This is a genomic window from Sphingomonas yunnanensis (assembly GCF_019898765.1).
Taxonomy (GTDB): domain Bacteria; phylum Pseudomonadota; class Alphaproteobacteria; order Sphingomonadales; family Sphingomonadaceae; genus Sphingomonas; species Sphingomonas yunnanensis.
This window is the reverse complement of record NZ_JAIOKB010000009.1, coordinates 1-18266: the sequence shown is the minus strand read 5'-3', so window position 1 is coordinate 18266 and position 18266 is coordinate 1. Positions and strand designations below refer to the sequence as shown.

The window sequence follows — 18266 nt, the reverse complement described above, 5'->3', positions numbered from 1 at the left end:
AAGCGTGGACCCATACGACTGCCCCAAGGTGATCATGCTGATCGAGGACGATCCTGATATCAGCGCTATCGCCGTCCTTTCCCTGCAGCTTGATCCCAAGCTTGTGGTCATCACGGCCAATAGCGGGCGAGCGGCGCTCGATCGGCTGAGGCGGGCGCCGACTCCCGACCTGATACTGCTGGACAACCACCTGCCCGACATCGAGGGGGTCGCGCTGACCAGAGCCATTAACGCTGGTCGCTCCCAGCCAATAGCAATCGCCTTCCTGACCGCTTCGGTGCGCGCCTGTGACCGCGAGCGATACGAGAATGCAGGTGCGATCGGCGTCCTCGCAAAACCCTTCGAACCCACCGCGCTAGCCCTTGAGGTACGCCGCTTACTCGCAACGTCATAACGGCTCATCGACAGACCCTTGCAACTTCTACAGTCCGACAGAAAGTTGCCCGAAGCGCGCTCGGCGAAGGGTCGGCGGTTCCGGAGTGACCAAGTTGGAGCCTGCTACTCCTATTGTCGTCTTCGTTCGAAAACTCGAAGCGACCTTCGGTGAACGGGCGCTCGCGGTAGCCGAAGCTCAGCTCAACGAAGCGGTAGACGGGGCCCGCGTCGAGTGGGCGCGGGTCGTTGACATGCTGAAAGAAGATCAGGGAGCACAGAGGGAAAGCGGCTAGGCGCAACGCGATGCATCGTTCCGGCTGCGGATCAAGCCGTTAACAATCGAGCTGAACGAGGGTCCGCCTTTGCCACCGCGCCACCCGAATGCGGACTGGCGGCTTTACCTGCCAATTAGGCCAGCCGGAGCGCTACGTGGAGCGCTCGGAAGGCTCGAGCGGCGAGATGAACGAGCGACCGGAGTTGGGAAGCGGGGAAGGGCATCTGGATGACCGGTTGTGGGTCCTCCGTACGAGAGGGGGAGGGGGCCGCAAGCGCCCAATTGCAGGCGATCACTTTTCGGTCCACCCTGGCGACCCTCATCGAACGAGAGCGAGAACAAAGGTGTGGCGGACGGTTTGGCTGTGGATCGTTGATGACTTCAACGATACTCGGCCGTGGTCGATGCTCATTTTTGGGCTAGTGATCTGCGCCGCGGCCGGCATACCGCAGGTAATGGGTCCTCGGCACGAGACGGCAGGGGGGCTGCAAGCGCCCAAAAATGACCGTCGTAGCCTTGCGTCGATCACGCCGATTGCGGACGTTGATTAAGCTTGTCAGGCTGCGACCGTGGTGGACGCACGCAACAAACGCAAATGGCGAAATAGCTGTTTCGCCAACGCCACGCGCTGGGGCACGATCACCGCGACGACGTTGCTGATTATAGCAGGCGCGGTCTTATGGCACGCCGCCGCGACAAGCTTCGACTTGTGAGCGCGATCGCCCACATTCAGGCCTGTAAGCTAGACCAAAAAGCCTCTTCTAATCGGCCTCTTTGTTAAGTGAGAACTTCTCAGCTCAATGTGGGCAGTGTCAATGGGAGCACCATGGTTACGTACTACATGGCTATGTCGTTCCTGCGCATGCCCGCCTGAGACACAGCCGCCCGCCGCCGCCGAAGCGGCCGCGCCAGCGAGGTGGCGCGGCCGGCGTCGTCACGCCATGTGGAGCGCGCCCTGGACCTGCCAGCTGATCGGGACGGTCGAGAAGGCGTTGCCGTCGTTCGCCATGAAGCTACCGTCCGCCTGACCCAGCCAATCGCTCAGCGCGCCGTCCTGGTTGCGCCACAGGATGTCATCGCGTCCGTCGCCGTTGTAATCGCCGGTGTCGACGATCGACCAGCTGGTCGAGACGCGCCCGACGAAGGCCGCCGCATCGTTGCCCTTGAAGCCGCCGTCGGTTCGCCCCAGCCAGTCCGACAGGCTGCCGTCGGCGTTCCGCCAGATCAGGTCATCGCGGCCGTCGCCGTTGACGTCACCGATCCCGACGACGGCCCAGTCATTGCTCACCTGGGTGCGGGCAGCGGCGTCGTTGGCGCTGAAGCCACCATCGGGTCGACCGAGCCAATCGGACAGGCTTCCGTCAGCGTGGCGCCACAGGATGTCGCTGCGACCATCGCCGTTGAAGTCCCCGACGCCGATGACGCGCCACTGCGGATCGACCCGGCTCAGCGCCGCGCCGTCGTTTGGCGTGAAGCCGCCGTCCGCTCGACCCAGCCAATTCGAGAGCGTACCGTCGGCGTTGCGCCACAGGACGTCGCCGCGGCCGTCGCCGTTGAAGTCGCCGGCCCCGGCGATCTGCCAACTGCGCGCGACGTTCGTCAGGGCAGCGGCGTCGTTCGCGACGAAGCCGCCGGACGCGGTGGCGAGCCACGTGCTGAAGCCACCCGAGTCGCTGCGCCAGACGAGATCGACCCGCCCGTCGCCGTTGACGTCGGTGGAAGCGGCGACCTGCCAATCACCCCCTACGCGCGTGAGAGCGGCGGAATCGTTGGCAGCGAAGCCGCCGTTCGCTCGACCCAGCCAGTTCGATAGCGTACCGTCGGCGTTGCGCCAGAGGATGTCCGATCGGCCGTCACCGTCGAAGTCGTGCCGCGCCGGTGCGGCGGCGATCGACAGTTCGACCCCACCATCCGCGGCGGCGTGCGCCACCAGCTTGCCGTCGCGGCCCCCGGCGAGCGTCACGCTGCCGCCGCTGTAGGTGAGTCGGTCGCCGTCGACGGAGAAGCTGAAGGACTCGATCCACGCGTCGCTGATGACGATCCGGTCGCCGCGTTCGATCCGGCTCCCGATCGTGTCGCCGCTCAGACCCGCGGCGGTGTCGCGATAGGTGTCGTGACCGTCGCCGCCGTAGAGCAGATCGACCCCGTCGCCGCCGGTCAGCGTGTCGTCGCCGCCCTCGCCGTAGAGCGTATTGTCCCGGCTGTTGCCGATCAGCACGTTGTCGAGCGCGTTCCCTCGTCCGAGGGTGGCATAGCGATTGGTATAAGGGTTCGAGTAGAAACTGAGCGTCAGGTTCTCGACATTGTCGGGCAGAACATAGTCGACCGCGGCGTAGACGAGATCGGTGCCCTGGCCGACCGTCTCGATCACGCGATCGTCGACATCGTCGACGTCATAGGTGTCGTCGCCCGCGCCACCGCTCATCCGATCCGCGCCGGCGCCGCCGATCAGCGTGTCGTTGCCGTCGTTGCCGACGAGCACGTCGTTGCCGCCCCGCCCGTCGAGCACGTTATCGGCGTTGTTGCCGATGATCTCCTGCGCGAAGTCGTCGCCGCTGGCGTATCGGGCCGTCCCGCCGGTGAGGACGATACGCTCGACATTGGCGAGATAGCCGCCGACGTCGACGCTGGCATAGACCGTGTCGAATCCCTCGCCCGCATATTCGTTCACCGAGGCATAGGTATCGAGATAGTAGGTGTCGTCGCCGGCGCCGCCGAAGAGCGCGATGTTGGTCGTCCCGCCGCTGTAGAGCGTGTCGTTGCCGTCAAAACCGAACAGCCGCATCATCGTGCCGTCGCCGACGATCGTGTCGCTCCCGGTCGTTCCGCCCACCGACACCACGGAGGTGAGATCGATGACCTGCACCGAGCCGCTGCCGAGCACGGTCAGGTAATGGCCATCGGCGCTGGCCAGGAGGGTGCCACCGAGTCGCTCGTTGTAGATATCCTTCACCGTCGCGCCGATCGGGTAGACACCCTTCACGTCACCGCTGTTGCTGTCGAAGGCGAACACGGCACGGCTCTCGGGATCGGCCGCGTAGAAGGTCCCCCCGTCGGGGCTGAAGGCGACGCCCGTCGCGCCCGAGAGAGCGAGATAGCGTGACTGCAGGTTGGCGGTCTGGTGGAGACTGGAGTCGAACAGCCGCAGCAGGCTGCTCGTGGCGACCTTCGATCCGTCCGCGGAGATCGCCTGCGCTATGCCCGGATAGCTGTCGCTGCTCGCGGACACGACCGCACCGGAGGTGGCGTTGTACAGCGAATAGAAGCCGTAGCCGGACGTCGTGCTGACGAGCACGCGATCGTGGCGAGCATTGGTCGAGAGCGTCTCGCCGTAGCTGATCGCCGGGCCGTTCGCGAACGTACCGTTGCGCGGATCGAGTGCGGTCAGCGTCGCGCTATAGGTGTAATAGCCCTCCGAGAGCAGCACCGTGCCATCCGCCAGCGCGACGACGTCACGGTAGGCCGAGCCACCCGGCGTGGCGCGGGTAAAGGTCGTGGCGATGCCGCTCGCCAAGTCGAGCTTGTAGACCGATTGATCGACGGTATAGGCGCTCGTGCCAGCGCCGGTGACCGCGCCGGACGTGCGTTCCACCACCACCAGCGCAGTGCCGTCGGCGGTCACGTCCAGCGCCCCCAGATTGCTGCCGATCGTCCAGCGCCCCGTCTGCGCGCCCGTCGTCAGCGAATAGGCCAGGACATCCTTTCCGGCCGTCACGTAGATCGTCTTGCTGTCCGGAGACAGGACCGCGTCGGTCACTTGGCCAGACTCGAGCCGCCGGATCGCGCCGCTCGGTTGCGTTATCGCCATCTTTGTCGTTCCCCCTTCCCCCTCCTTCGGGGGTCGAACAAGCTGAGAAGACAAAGCAATTCACTTCAAGAGGAATCGTCGCCGAGGCGGTCTGAAGTTGGCACATCTCGCCTGGCCCGACCGCTGGCGGGGCGAAAGCGCGCCTGAGGAGCATGTGGGAGACCCCTCGGCTCGCTTGCTGATTTACGTTACTCGAGGCTGTTCGACTCGGTGCGACCAACGTCGAATATGAGCCCGCACGACCTGGCCTTGCCGCCGGCCGTTCTACCGAGAGCTGGACCGGGGACTGCCCGTACGGGTTTGATCAACTCGCCAAGCGCATGGAGTGGCTCGCCGGCTTTGGTTTCGGTCGGAAGCAATGCGAGCCGTTTCCCACCGCTCGACCCAAATCGGAGTATCGAGCACCGCATCAGGGACCTGAAGGGCTAGGCCGAGGAGTGATGCTTGTGGCAGACGAACATCAGGGTGTTAGTGAGACGTTCCCGTTGGCGTAAGCACCGCTCGTAAGCAGCCATTTAACAGTTCCGCGCTTCAGTGCACACGCTGCATCGCGCACAGAACTGAACGAGCGGCAAGGTCGCTTCCATGGCGCTCCAAAGCGGTCGGACCGGTTTCCTGCCATATCAGGCCAGCTCAACAGCTGCTCGCAACGCCCCGAAGGCTCAACCGGCGACATGAACCAGCGTCCGGAGTTGGGAGGCCGTGAGGGGCGTCTGAGTGACCGATTGTGGGTCCTCGACACGACAGGGCAGGGGCGGCACTCGCCCACTTAGCGGACATCGATGGATCGTGTAGACTGCCACGATGGGCGACAGCCGCTACAGGGGTGGAGGCACTCGCGGGGTAGATGGGGTTGCGCTCTCGCCGCGCTCTTCGGCATTCCCGTCTTCATGTTCGCTACGCTGGTTGCCAGCTTGGGCGATTGCATGCCCGATGTGGAATGCCACCCCTGCTTCTGGCTTGGAGTGGGCCTTCCTACGGTCTTGGTTGCAGCGCCGATTGGATTGAGCGTGCGCTGGCTAGTCAATCGTCGTCGCTCGGACGACCCTTAGCGCTAAATTTCCGACCTTCACCAATGCCGTTCGATGGCGAAGGCCAAACCAATCACGGCGACGACCATAACTGGTCAAGTGACCCAGATAGGGCTGCCTACCCAGTGACCTCGTCACGAATAACCGGAGTAAACGCATGCCTGGCTCGATGCTAATTGCCTTCGCGATACTAGGTCAGAGCCACTCTATATACGACAGAGTGCCCGAGGTGGTCCTCGGGAGAACGCACGTCATCGGCTGGCCCGAGGACAGAGTGGGAGGAGATTGGCTGACGTGGGATCAAGAGCGTAGTCTGGAGTCTTTGAGCAAGGTTGTTATCGATCCAAATCACGCGAACGTTGAGTCGCGTTGCCTTGTTGAAGAGATGAAGCTGGTGCCCTGTCGACAAACGGCAAGAAGCAAAGCAGGCGCAATGAGACCTTACCGTAACATATTAGCAAATCTGCGCCTTTCTACCTCGAGTAGCACTGGAAACGGCGGGTACGCAATCGTTCAGATCTCTTTCGCGTCGCTAGGCTGCGATCCTCTATCTGGCCGCGAAGCCACACCCCCGCCGCCACCTGTTCCTCCGCCTCAAACGCCGGATAATCGGTAGTTACCGCTTCGTTGCAGTCGCTTGCCGCCGTTGACCAACGCCGGAGCGATCCTCGGCCACAGCTGAACGGCAACTAAGCCGTCTTCCTTTCCAGAATGCGCCGGGCAGCTTCCCTGCCAACAGCCGACCGGACCAGCGGCTTCACGGTGCGTACGCGTGTCGGTCGCGGTGATGAATGGGCGTCCGAACTTGGGAGCCCGGCAGGGCGGCATGAGCGACCGAAAATGGGTCACGATGGAGATATCACGGAGGTCCAACGTAGAGGTCACCACCGTTCCCTCCTGACTTTTCAATCGGTGGCGTTCGGCGCACCACTACGTCGCCGCTATGGAGATCCCAACTTTCGATCTCGAACTGCTACGCCGCGCGCGATAGTTCGATCGCCACCTCAACGAGGATGGTGGCATGGTTCGGTGGCATCGATCGAGATCCGGTGACCTCGCGCTTCGCGCCGGCGGTCTGTCGCTGTGTGCGCTCGCGTACATGGCCACCGCTCGGCTGGCATCCATGCATGTGCCCCCGATGAAGGCAGGCCTGACCTCCTTCGTCCTCGCCGCTCTCGGCTTCGTGGCGGCGAGCGCAGGCGGCCTGCTGCTTACGCTCGGTCGGCGCCTGTTCGACGAGGTGGAGGTGAGCGCTCGGTGGCGACACCACTCGCGTGTGAACGTCTCTTCTTCAATGGAGCAACTCTCGGTGGACTACATCAAGGAGCCCGCGCTTCTCGTCGTTGGACGTGATGCCGATGGCAGCTGGACCGTGCGCGAGAGCGCGGGGATGCTGCTCGGTCGCTTCGCCTCGGCCGAAGCGGCGCGGCGTTTCGCGCGGCCGGAGAGAGCTGGGCAGCCACAGGTCGCTATTGCATCGTCTGCAGGCGCGGTGCCTAGAATCGATGGCCGGCTTAGCCTGCGCATCGTCGAAGCAGAGGCGGTGGCAGGTGTTTAAGATTTCTGCTCGCTTTTCCGGCGCCCTGCTGCTTGGCGCCGCGACCGGCACGTCTCTGCTCCACCGTGCCGTGTACGAGACGGTTGCCATGGGACCGGCGCATCCCGCAGAGTTCGCTCTGGGACTGGTCAGCTTCCTACTGGCGACCGGCGGTATCCTGCTGCTGGTGCACGGGCGAAAGTTGCTCGAGCCCTTGCCGCAAGCTCGCCCGGAACGAGCGACCTCGCTGCAGGAGCGGTTCACGAGCCCGATCTCCCCTGCCAGTCGGGCGTACGACACGCGTCGCTCCGCTTCGCTGATGCAGGCCCGTCACGTCATCGCGGTTGCTCGTGCACGATCGGCGAAGGTGCGGCAGTCCGCGAGCCTCGCTCACCGGCACCGCTGAAGCGCTCTAGCTCGTGCCGGTCATCGCCGCGTATCTCTACCGCCACGGCCGGCGTGTTCGCGAGATCGCGATCGAGGAACAGGTCAGCTGTCCGAGCGACCGTTCCGAGTTCGTCTGGATCGGACTCAGCGACCCGTGTTCCGAAGAGATCGAGACGTTGCAGCGGCTCTACGGCCTGCATCCGCTCGCAGTCGAGGACTCGCTCAAGGACGGTCAGCTGCCCAAGGCTGACGTCTAGGGCGACCAGCTGTTCAAGTTAGGCCGCACCGCCTATCTGTGCGACGGCCGCATCGTCTACGGCCAGACTGCCGCCTTCCTTGGCCACAGTCACATCATCACCGTGCGCCGGGGCTCGACCCGCTCGCACAGGCCGCTGCGTGGGCACCTCGAGGCCGCGCCCGACCTGCTCGGTAAGGGCGGCGATTACGTCCTCCATGCGGTGCTTGATTTCATCGTCGACGGCTATCTGCCGCTGGTGACTGCGCTGGAGGAGGAGGTGGCGGCGATGGAGCAGCGCATGCTCGACACCTTCCTTGATCGGGCCGAGATCGCGCGCATTTTCGCGCTGCGCCGTGACCTCATGCGCTTCGACCGGATCCTGGTGCCGATGGAAGAGGTGGCGCGCAAGCTGGCCAAGAACGAGCTGCCGTGCGTCGATGCCGAGGCGCGGCACTATTTTCGCGATGTCCTCGATCACGTCCGCCGCGTCGAGGCGATGACGAGTGCGCTGCGCGAGCTGCTCACCTCGGTGTTCGAGTTCAGCAATCTGATCGAGCAGCAGCGCACCGGCGCGATCGCGCGCCAGCTCGCCGCCTGGGCGGCGATCCTGGCGGTGCCGACGGCGATTGCGGGCATCTACGGCATGAACTTCGAGCATATGCCCGAGCTGCACAGCCGCTACGGCTATCCCGCCACGCTGGCGGTCATCCTCTCAGTCTGCTCGGCACTGTACTGGCGGTTCAGACGCGCTCGCTGGCTGTGAACCAGCGGCTAAATGCGACGAGCCGTTGACGCACTATGCCGCCACTATGCCGATCCCGGGTATCGATCTCGAAAGGCTATGAGAGGGCTCGTAGCTCAGCCGGGCGGGCACGCGATGCCCGTTCATCGAAGGCATCAGCAGCGATCATGTCGTCTGAACCCGTCCCAGATCCTGACGAACGCGGCCCCGTCATCTACGTCGGTCAGGATCATGCGGGTCACTGGCTTGTCCAGGACGGCGCACGCAAGCTCGAGGGACGCTTCACGTCGCGCGGCGCCGCACTGAGCTTCGCCTACGCGGAGCGCGAGATCTATCACGCCAGCCTCGAGATGGCGGTCACGCCGCTCAAGCCCCTCGTCCCGTTTGGTCCGGTCCCCGCCGGCGAGCGCGCGCTCGTGCGCGCGGCCTGAAGGAGGTTATCATGACAGCGACAACGAAGAAGGCCAGCCTGTCAACGGCCAACGCTCCCCGCGCAGCGCGCGACTTCGCGGTGCCGGGCTCGCGCACGGTGCACTCTGATCCGCGCTGGCTGCCGCTCGTCGCGGCGCTGGCGGACCTGCGGCAGCGGCACCGTTGCTCCGTTCGGATCGTCGACGCCGACTGCGGCAATGGTGCGCTGCTGATCGAGGCGGCGCGAGAGGCACGGGCGCTTGGCTTCACGGCCATCGAGGCGCGCGGCATCGACGGCTCGCCGGCGATGATCGCGCGTGCGCGCTCGGCCGCGGGCATGATGCGTGACGGTGCGATCGGCCTAGTCTTCGATCAGGTCGACATGGCGCAGGCGCTCGCTCAGGAGGCGGTTTTCCCGGCCGACATCGTGCTTTGGCACGGCACCGCGCGCGACGATCATCGTGCCGGTCTCAGCGAGCTGCTGGCAGCTGCGGGTGACCACGTCGTCGGCGATCCAGCGGCCCTGACGATCGAAGGTATGCTCGGGTGACCCATCGCGACCTCGCCTGGAAAGCCACCGGCTTTGCCCTGTTTGCCGGCGCCTGCGCCGCCTGCCTGATGCTGGACCGCTCGCCGCTGATGGTGCCGCTCTTCATCGTCGCCCTGCTCGGGCTGCCGCTGATGGTGCACGGCAAGCGCGTGGCGCAGGTATTCCGCGCCGAGCGGCGCGGCCACTACCATACCGCAACCGCGGTCCATGCCGCGCGCGTGCGTCGGCGTGGGCAGAACAGCGACGGTTTCGGCCTGTGAGCGACGGATCGACGATGAGCTTCTTTGCGTACAAGCAAGGTGCCCTCCACGCCGAAGACGTACCGCTCGCCGCGATCGCGGAGGCGGTCGGCACGCCGGTGCATGTCTACTCGGCCGCCGCCCTGCGCCACGCAGCAGACGCGTTTCGAACCGCGTTGCGGACGCTGCCTGCGGCACGCTTCGCCTTCGCGGTAAAGGCTAATCCGAACAGCGCGGTGCTGCGCCTGCTCGCGGGGCGCGGCTTCGGTGCCGACATCGTCTCGGGTGGCGAGCTTCGCCGTGCGCTCGGCGCCGGCATGGCGCCGGCCGGCATCGTCTTCTCGGGGGTCGGCAAGACCGACCGCGAGCTCAGCGATGCGCTCGATGCCAACATCGGCCAGTTCAACCTCGAGCTGGAGGAGGAGGGGCGGGTGCTCTCGCGCCTCGCGTACGTTCGAGGTCGGCGCGCGCCGGCGGTGCTGCGCGTCAACCCCGACGTCGACGCGGGCACCCACGCCAAGATCTCGACCGGTCGCCGCGAGAACAAGTTCGGCGTGGGCATCGCCGATGCCGCCGACATCTATGATCGGCTGAGCCGGCTAGACGGTTTGCACCTGCAGGGGCTGGCATTGCACATCGGCAGTCAGCTGAGCGATCTTGCCCCACTTGAGGCGGCGTATCGCCGCGTCGGCGAGCTCATCCTCGAGCTTCGTGCACGCGGCCATGTCATCACTCGCGTCGACCTGGGTGGAGGGCTCGGCATCCCGTACCGCAAGGAGGATCATAGCCCTTCGCTGACCGACTATGCCGCCATGGTCGCGCGCGTCTCCGCGCAGTGGAATGTCGGTCTGACCTTCGAGCCCGGAAGGATCATCGCCGGGCTCGCCGGCTTGCTGATGACGCGCGTGATATGGGTGAAGCCAGGTACCGCGGCACCGTTCGTGATCGTCGACGCGGCCATGAACGATCTGGCGCGGCCCGCGATGTACGGCGCCTACCACCGCTTTGCCGCCGTCCAGCCATCCGGCGAGACGATGGTCGCCAACCTCGCTGGACCCGTCTGCGAGACCGGCGACACCTTTGGCATGAACCAGGAGTTCGACCTGGTTGCCCGCGGCGATCTCGCGGTCTTCCATGCGACCGGTGCTTATGGCGCCTCGATGGCGTCCAGCTACAACTGCCGCCCGCTAAGTGCGCAGGTGCTCGTCGACGGGGAAGCCTTCGAGGTTGTCGGAGAACGCGCTATGCCCGCCGAGCGGGCAGCCTGATCCGGCGTCAGCACGCGGAAAGCGTCGTCCAGCGCTTAGAGGCGCGCCCGGCATGAACAAGCCCCCGCGACGCGGTGCGTCACTTAATCTGTGTTGAGACCGGAGTAAGCTCCTCGGCGTTGCGTGAACCAGGGCGGGTGGTCCGCGGATGAGGGGAAACGATGGACGTTCATCGGCCGGATCAGCATGGCATCAAGCATCGTACGAGGATCGCTGCGGGGCTGACGGCGCTCGGCGTCGTCTACGGTGACATTGGAACCAGCCCTCTCTACGCCTTCAAGGTCGCAGTCACCGCCGCGGGCGGCGCTCCAGGCGTTGCAGCGATCGGCGTTGCCTCGCTCATCATCTGGTCGCTGGTGGTGGTGGTATCGATCAAATATGCCATCCTGATCCTTCGCGCTGACAACGACGGTGAAGGCGGCGTTGTCGCCATGCTCGCGCTGCTCGGCGCCCGGCACGCCGAGCCGCGGACGAGGCAGGCGGCTCTCCTTGTGCTCGGCCTCGTCGGCGCCGCGCTCCTATACGGCGACGGCGTCATCACACCGGCCATCTCGGTGCTGAGCGCGGTGGAGGGACTGCAGGTGGATGCGCCGGTGCTAGCCCCGGCGATCCTTCCCATCACGATCGTCATCCTCATCGGTCTGTTCCTCGTGCAGGCAAGAGGCACAGGGTTCATCGGTCGCATCTTCGGACCAATCATGCTCGTCTGGTTTCTCGCGATCGCCCTGCTCGGCGTCACGGCAATGATCCGTCATCCGGCAGCACTGCAGGCGCTCAATCCGGTGGAAGCGATTGGCTTCCTGCTACGGTCGCCCGTCCCCGTCAGCTTCGCAGTGCTCGGAGCGGATTTCCTGGCCGTTACCGGAGGGCAGGCGATGTACGCCGACATGGGGCATTTCGGACGTTTTCCGATCCGCCTCGCCTGGTTCGCGATCGCACTGCCCGCGCTGGTGCTGAACTACCTGGGACAGGCGGCGCTGATCGAGACCAACCCCGCCGCGCTCGTCAGCCCCTTCTACGAGCTGGCACCTGGGTGGGCGCACTATCCGCTGATCGTGTTTGCCACTGCCGCGACCGTGATCGCCAGCCAGGCGATCATCTCAGGGGTCTTCTCGCTTACGCAGCAGGCGATACAGCTTGGCTTCCTGCCCCGCTTAGACATCCGTCATACCGCGGCCGACCAGGAAGGGCAGGTCTACCTGCCGCTTGCCAACTGGCTGCTCGCCGCAGGGACGCTCGCGGCGGTGCTCATCTTCCGCTCGTCGGAGGGTCTGGCTGGCGCATACGGTATTGCCGTGTCGGGATTGATGGCGATCTCGACCTTTTTGGCTGCCCTGGTGGCGCTGCGATGGGGCTACAATCCGCTGCTGGTCGTGCTCGTCAACGGTGCTTTCTTCGCCCTGGATATGGTGTTCTTCGCCGCAAACGGCGTGAAGCTGCTGGAGGGTGGCTGGTTCCCGCTCGTCATTGCGGTCGTGGTCGCCTTCCTCATGCTGACTTGGCGCTCCGGCGTACGGCTGGTGGAGTTGTCGCGTGCACACCAGCGCGAAGGCGAGGACACGTTCGTTCATCGCCTTGATCAGGCAGTCGATTGCCGCACGAAGGGCGTCGGCGCTTTCCTGAGCGCTGCCACCAGCGGCATACCGTTGGCACTAACGCAGCACGTCCGGCACAACAGGGCGCTCCAGGAGCGCGTCGTCCTTGTCTCGGTTCAGGTAGCGGAGACGCCATTCGTGCCTGGCCACGAACGAGCCAAGATCTCCCTCATCTGCGCGAACGTGCACCGCGTCATCCTGAACTTCGGCTTCATGGAGAACATCAACATTCCTGGCGGCTTGGCCGCAACTGAGCTCTTTGACGCTGATCAGCTCGAGGAGGTTAGCTTCTACATCGGACAGGAGACGATCATCGCCGACGCCGGGATCGCTGGGATGGCGCCTTGGCGAGAAGAGATCTTCGTATCCATGCAGCGTAACACCGCGCCGACGGGCGACTCCTTCTGCATCCCGTCGCACCAGCTCGTAGTCGTTGGGACTGAGGTGCGCATCTAGTTGTCGGGGCGGCCTTATCATTGGGCTCGGCCTGGTTCCCCAGATCACAAGAAGAAGCGCAACCTCGTTCGAGCCAGCACAACCGCCCGACGCGACGAGCATGAATGAACGTCCGGTTTCGGTGGGCCGATCTTTTCTCACGAATGACCGCAATTGATAACGTGGACGGCTCTCCAACCCTCCCGCAGGATGACCTGCGGAGAGCCGGAAGGAGAACCACGATGGGCAGCGTCACGACGATAGGTCTCGATCTCGCAAAGAACATGTTCCAGGTACATGGCGTCGATGCGGAGGGTGCGGCGGTGATCCGGCAGCGGCTGACGCGAGGGCGGATGCTGAAGTTCTTCGCCAAGCTGCCCCGGTGTCTGGTCGGCATCGAAGCATGCGCGACATCGCACTACTGGGCGCGCGAGCTGGTGGCACTCGGCCACGACGTGAAGCTCATGCCGGCGCAGTATGTGAAGCCCTACGTCAAGCGGGGCAAGAACGACGCGGCCGATGCCGAGGCGATCTGCGAGGCAGTGACCCGGCCGACGATGCGCTTCGTCGGCATCAAGTCGCCGGAGCAACAGAGCGCCATGATGCTGCACCGTGTCCGCCTGATCCTCAACCGTCAGCGCACGCAGCTGTCCAACGCGATGCGCGCTCACCTGGCTGAGTTCGGCATCGCGGCGCCGATCGGCAGGAACGGCATCGAGCAGCTCCTCGACGTGATCGCCGATCCTACCGACGAGCGTGTGCCGGCCGATGCCAGATCATGTCTGGAGATGCTGGCCGCTCAATTGCGTATGGTGAAAGAGCAGATCCTCGAGAATGACCGCCGCATTCTGGCGAGCGCGCGAGAGACCGAACTCGGTCGCCGCCTGATGGAGATACCCGGTGTCGGTCCGCTGCTCGCCAGCGCAATAGTCGCCACCGTACCAGAACCAACGATCTTCCGCTCAGGCCGCGACCTCGCAGCGTGGATCGGGCTGGTGCCGCGGCAGAACTCGAGCGGCGGCAAGGAGCGGCTTGGTGGGATCACCAAGGCTGGGCATCAGTACCTGCGCCAGATGCTGATCGTCGGTGCGATGGCGGTGGTGCGCTACGCCGAGCGGAACGGAGCGAAGCGACCATGGCTCATGGAGTTGCTCGCACGTCGCACGGCCAAGGTCGCAGCTGTTGCGCTCGCCAACAGAAACGCCCGCACTATCTGGGCAATGATGGCCAGCGGCGAGCGTTACCGCGAGCCGCAGGTCGCGTAAGGAACACGACGCGGGCAACTGCGCCTGACGAGGTTGGAAAGGGCGAACAGGAGCTAATGCGACAAGCCGGTTGAACCGCCGGATCGGGAAAACCCACGATGACCCAGGCACCTCGAGTGCGTGCAATTGATCGGGACCCGAGACGCGCGAATGGCATTATGGCCAGCGGCTACGTGCCGCACCAACAGGTCGGACACATGGCCGCACCAACCAGCAACGCTAGGCGAATGCTCGTACTTGCCAACGGAGGGCCGTCCACACATGGGTCTCCGCATGCAACCGGAGCCAAAGCGCCCAAGATCAGTCACTCAGGTCCGGAGAGGGGAGGCAAGCAGCGTAACCTCGAGCGCACCCATGATCCATCGCTGAGGTTGTGATCACCGGCCTGGGAGCAAGAACAGGACGGATTGCTGCTGCCCCGAGCAGGCGAGCGCGCCTTCCGGACGAAAGGTGCTGCTGAAACGCGCGTCGCGTATGATGCCGTTCGCGGCTTCGTCGAAGATGAAGGGCGGGTAGGCGATCACGGCTCGCGGCGCGATCGTACGTCCATCCGGAGTGATGTCGAAGGAGGTGCGTACCCAGCCCTCAAAGCCAAGCCGCTGAGCCTCCTGAGGAAAGTCGCTGGCGCTGCCACTCATGCGCTGTACCGCGGGCTGCAGACCTACGGTCGCACATTGCTCGGCAGTGAGCCCGGTACGATCGAACACGGCACGCGCACCAGCGACATCGCCCTTGGCGGCAAGGACGTTGGCCTCCTCGAGCAAGGCGGCGATCTTCAATGGATGGCGTGGCGGTAGCGCCGGGTCGCCGCTCACTGCTGCTACGAGGACGGCCGCATCGGCAGGCGGCCCCTTGCGATATGCGGGTTGAGCGATCAGCAAGCGCAGCGTTGCTGCCGACGGCGGATCGCCCGATACACCGGGCCGGGCCAGAAGGTCGCGCATCCGAGCCTTCCAGGCCTCGCTATCCTCGTCGACTTTCTCGGGCGCGGCCATCTCAACATAGGTGCGCACCGCAACCGGCGGCGAGAGCGATGCCACAGCCGTCCGCACGGTGGCATGAAGGGCTGGTCGCTCCTGTCCGTCGAGCACCGGATTGTCGCTCAGAGCCAGCGCGGCCTGCGCCTGGGCTACGGCATCGTTCTTGGTGTTAGCCGCGGCGAGCGCGGCGCGTTGCGTGGCAAGCGCCAACGCTGCGGGTTGGTCGGCCCACGGCGGGGTCGGCGCACCTTTCTCGGCCAGCCATGCCTCGAACGCTTCCTTGAGGGGCCGTGTCACTCCAGGCGCACCGTCTGCCTTGACGCAGCGCAACTCGACGCGAGTGGTGTAGCGGAACAGCGCGGGGATCTTCGCGACGTCCTCCGCTCGCCACGACCAGTCCGTTACCGCGCGAGCGAAGGCCAGTGCCTTCGCGCGATTGCCGTTGGTGTAGACCGGGGCGACACCGGCTACGTGCCCGTCGCGCTCCAGCGAGAACTCGACGATCGCCTCGTCCTCCGGGACTAGCCCACCTTCGCCGCACGCCGGCGGATCCATCGAGGCTGCTCTGGTGAACGGCGTGTCTCGCATCCGCCCGGCGCCGGTATAAGCGAGGTAGAGTCGCGCGTTGTCACGATCGTTGTTCTTCAGTGCCGCGATCGCCAGGTCCGAGCGTGTCGAGATATCGTCGGCGCCGACACGGCTGGTCAGCCCACCCTGTTTGCTCAGGCTGTTTTTCAGCTCGGTATACGCCTCCTTGGCACGCCCCTCGTTCAGCAGGACGCGCGCGTGCACCGTCTGCACCGCCGCGAGGTCCTTCTTGCTGAGCGTCGGCTCGGCGAGCACCAGTGTGCGCGCCTCCTCGGCCGCGGCCAAGGCTCGGCCGTCGTGATCGAACATCGTCACCAACGCCAGGCGCAGCAATGCCGGAACTCGCGACCCACCTTTCAACGGATCGGCCGCGGCGCGATATTCCTTCGCTGCCTCATCATAGTCGAAGGTGCGCTCGGCCAGGCGTGCGAGCGTCATGTGCGCCTCGTAGACGTCGCCGGAAAACTCGACACCCTTGCCGGCAAGCACAGGCAATCCGCGCGCGATCGCTACTTTGCCCTCGTCCACCTGCCCGAGATCAACCAAGCAGCGCCCGTTGCGCACGTCGATCGTGGCGGCGAGTAGAGGATTGCGGCTCTTCGTCATCGTGGCGAAGACCTTCACGGCCTCGGCGCATTGGCCCTCCGCCACAGCCTGGCTCGCTGCATCGAAGCGCGCTTGTGCGCTCTGAGGCGCAGCTGCGGGCGCTTGCGCGGCCGCTGCCGCTTGACCCGCCAACGCCAGCGCGAGCAATGATATGGACATGACCCCTCCCTTGTTTGCGTCAGAGACATCACGGCACGACGGCGCTGTCGAGGGAGGAAGCGCACGCTGGCGTGCCTTGGGACGCGGAGTCGTCACCATTCTGGTATGCTTTGGCGGGCCGGCATACGCGGCCGAACAGCCTGTCCGCTACCCGGAGAGCAGCGTGCTATTGCTCGTCGCTCCCTGGTGCGCTCCTTGTCACGCTGAGATCTCGCGGCTTGATGCGATCGCACAGGCGGCAAAACCGCGGGCGGTGCGTGTGCTCATGATAGAAGACGGACCACGTGCCCGGGCGATGTGGCGCGATGTTCCCGTGGTCTACCGCTGGTCGCCGCCAGCAGGTGAAGAGCGTCGTTACCGTGCCGATGCCATGTCACGGGCGGTGGGACTGCCGTTCGGGCTCGTGACTGACCAGAGTGGCCGGGTCTGTGCTGCGAAAGGTGGCGGCATGGATGCCGAGCGGGTCGGCCTTCTGATTGCCGATTGTGGGAAGCCCTAGCTGATTGATCTAGCAGATCGTCGGAGGGCGTCAGGTGACCCTGGATGACCGTGTGTGGACGCCCCTTCGGATGCAAGAGGGTGTTGAAGAGATTCTTAGCGCGGGTTCAGGTGCTTCCGTGTGTCCGGCCTGTCGATGCAGCCTTCATCACGGCTGCTGGCCTGAATGGAGATCGCGGATCGGGTCCAGATCGGTTCTGCGCGCTCAGGGCGCCTGGTCACTTCACTGGTTTTCCCGACCCCGTCTTCTGACCGTTGCGCCATTCCTCTCTGCTGACCTTCCCTGCGTCCCTGACGCCTCAAGCCTTGGCGGTTACGCCGCGGCAGGAGCTCTGTAGGTGGCGTCGTGCGCCATCAGCGCCCAGACGATCCGTGCCATCTTGTTCGCGAACGCGACGGTGACCAGCATGCGCGGCTTGCGCGCGAGCATGCCTGCCAACCACGCGCTGGCCTTGTCGGGCTCGCGCGCCGCGACCTTCGTTGCCGAGCTTGCCCCCAGGATCAGCAGGCGTCGCAAGCTGCGCTCGCCCATCCTGGTCGTGCGCCCAAGCCGTTCCTTGCCGCCGCTCGAATGTTGTCGAGGAACGAGACCGAGCCAGGCGGCGAAGTCGCGCCCGCGACGGAAGGTGCTTGCGGCCGGCGCCAGCGCCAGCAGCGCGGTCGCTGTCACGGGCCCGACACCGGGGATCGTCATCAGTCGCTTCGCGACCGCGTCCGCCTTTGCCCGGCTAGCGATCTCACGGTCGAGAAGGGCGATCTGCCCCTGTAGCGCCTGCAAGCCCTGCGCGATGACGGCCAGTACTGGCCGCGCCATGGCCGGCAGATCGGAAGCCGGGTCGGCGACGATCTCGACGAGCTTGCCGACGTGGCCGACACCCTGACGGACAATGTAGCCGAACTCGTTGAGGTGCCCGCGCAGGGCATTGATCAGCTGGGTTCGCTGGCGCACGAGCAGGCCACGCGTGCGGAACACGACCGCCGAAGCCTGCGCTTCAGCGCTCTTACCTTGAACAAACCGCATCGTCGGTCGCTGCGCTGCCTCGCAGATCGCCCCCGCGTCGGCCATGTCGTTCTTCTGCCGCTTGACGAACGGCTTGACGTACGCCGGCGGGATCAGCCTGGTGTCGTGCCCAACTTCCGCGCGCTCACGCGCCTAGGGTCAGGACCCATTGATGTGAGGTCCGCGGTCTGATTCAGGTTCCGCGAGGAGACCGAGGATGAGCGACCTTTTTTGGCTGACGGACGAGCAGGTTGAGCGCTTGCGGCCGTTCTTTCCCAAG

General features: G+C 65.1%; 13 protein-coding genes and 1 pseudogene. 11 read left to right on the top strand and 3 right to left on the bottom strand.

The features are described from left to right. Window positions 1–4: 4 nt before the first annotated feature. Window positions 5–394 (top strand): response regulator, encoded by a 390-nt coding sequence (locus tag K7957_RS18240; RefSeq protein ID WP_223014013.1) that lies wholly within the window; start codon window positions 5–7, stop codon window positions 392–394. Window positions 395–1583: 1189 nt separating this feature from the next. Here K7957_RS18240 and K7957_RS18235 read toward each other — a convergent pair. Beyond that, the gene (locus K7957_RS18235) at window positions 1584–4406 is read right to left on the bottom strand and encodes a beta strand repeat-containing protein (RefSeq protein ID WP_223014011.1); all 2823 of its coding nucleotides are present in this window, start codon (window positions 4404–4406) and stop codon (window positions 1584–1586) included. Window positions 4407–6509: 2103 nt separating this feature from the next. Here K7957_RS18235 and K7957_RS18230 point away from each other — a divergent pair. From K7957_RS18230 to K7957_RS18190, 10 genes are all read left to right on the top strand, one after another. Further along, window positions 6510–7046 carry a hypothetical protein gene (locus K7957_RS18230; RefSeq protein ID WP_223014009.1) on the top strand — a complete coding sequence of 179 codons (537 nt, stop codon included), beginning with the start codon at window positions 6510–6512 and terminating at the stop codon, window positions 7044–7046. Continuing rightward, window positions 7039–7431 (top strand): hypothetical protein, encoded by a 393-nt coding sequence (locus K7957_RS18225; protein ID WP_223014007.1) that lies wholly within the window; start codon window positions 7039–7041, stop codon window positions 7429–7431. The genes K7957_RS18230 and K7957_RS18225 overlap by 8 nt, the downstream gene beginning before the upstream one ends. Before the next feature lie 13 nt (window positions 7432–7444). Beyond that, complete coding sequence (locus tag K7957_RS20470; protein ID WP_246617267.1) at window positions 7445–7669, top strand: hypothetical protein; 225 nt, start codon at window positions 7445–7447, stop codon at window positions 7667–7669. Window positions 7670–7678: 9 nt separating this feature from the next. Beyond that, window positions 7679–8413, top strand: a complete 735-nt coding sequence (locus K7957_RS18220) for a magnesium and cobalt transport protein CorA (RefSeq protein WP_246617278.1) — start codon at window positions 7679–7681, stop codon at window positions 8411–8413. Window positions 8414–8559: 146 nt separating this feature from the next. Continuing rightward, a complete protein-coding gene (locus K7957_RS18215; RefSeq protein ID WP_223014004.1) occupies window positions 8560–8823 on the top strand; it encodes a hypothetical protein in 264 nt (87 codons plus the stop codon). An 11-nt stretch (window positions 8824–8834) separates the two neighbouring features. Then, complete coding sequence (locus K7957_RS18210; protein ID WP_246617266.1) at window positions 8835–9353, top strand: methyltransferase domain-containing protein; 519 nt, start codon at window positions 8835–8837, stop codon at window positions 9351–9353. After that, window positions 9350–9613 (top strand): hypothetical protein, encoded by a 264-nt coding sequence (locus K7957_RS18205; protein ID WP_183926590.1) that lies wholly within the window; start codon window positions 9350–9352, stop codon window positions 9611–9613. The genes K7957_RS18210 and K7957_RS18205 overlap by 4 nt, the downstream gene beginning before the upstream one ends. 14 nt (window positions 9614–9627) lie before the next feature. Further along, entirely contained in the window at window positions 9628–10860 is a 1233-nt protein-coding gene (gene lysA, locus K7957_RS18200) for a diaminopimelate decarboxylase (RefSeq protein WP_223014210.1), read from the top strand. A 161-nt stretch (window positions 10861–11021) separates the two neighbouring features. Beyond that, window positions 11022–12911, top strand: coding sequence for a potassium transporter Kup (locus K7957_RS18195; protein WP_223014002.1), 1890 nt, complete (start codon window positions 11022–11024; stop codon window positions 12909–12911). A gap of 221 nt (window positions 12912–13132) precedes the next feature. Continuing rightward, a complete protein-coding gene (locus K7957_RS18190; protein ID WP_223014000.1) occupies window positions 13133–14155 on the top strand; it encodes an IS110 family RNA-guided transposase in 1023 nt (340 codons plus the stop codon). Window positions 14156–14532: 377 nt separating this feature from the next. Here the strand turns inward: K7957_RS18190 and K7957_RS18185 are convergent, their stop codons facing one another. Beyond that, window positions 14533–16488, bottom strand: a complete 1956-nt coding sequence (locus K7957_RS18185; protein WP_223013998.1) for an energy transducer TonB — start codon at window positions 16486–16488, stop codon at window positions 14533–14535. 811 nt (window positions 16489–17299) lie between these two features. Next, window positions 17300–18139 (bottom strand): annotated as a pseudogene (locus K7957_RS18180) (IS110 family RNA-guided transposase); the annotation flags it as partial. Between the last annotated feature and the right edge of the window lie 127 nt (window positions 18140–18266).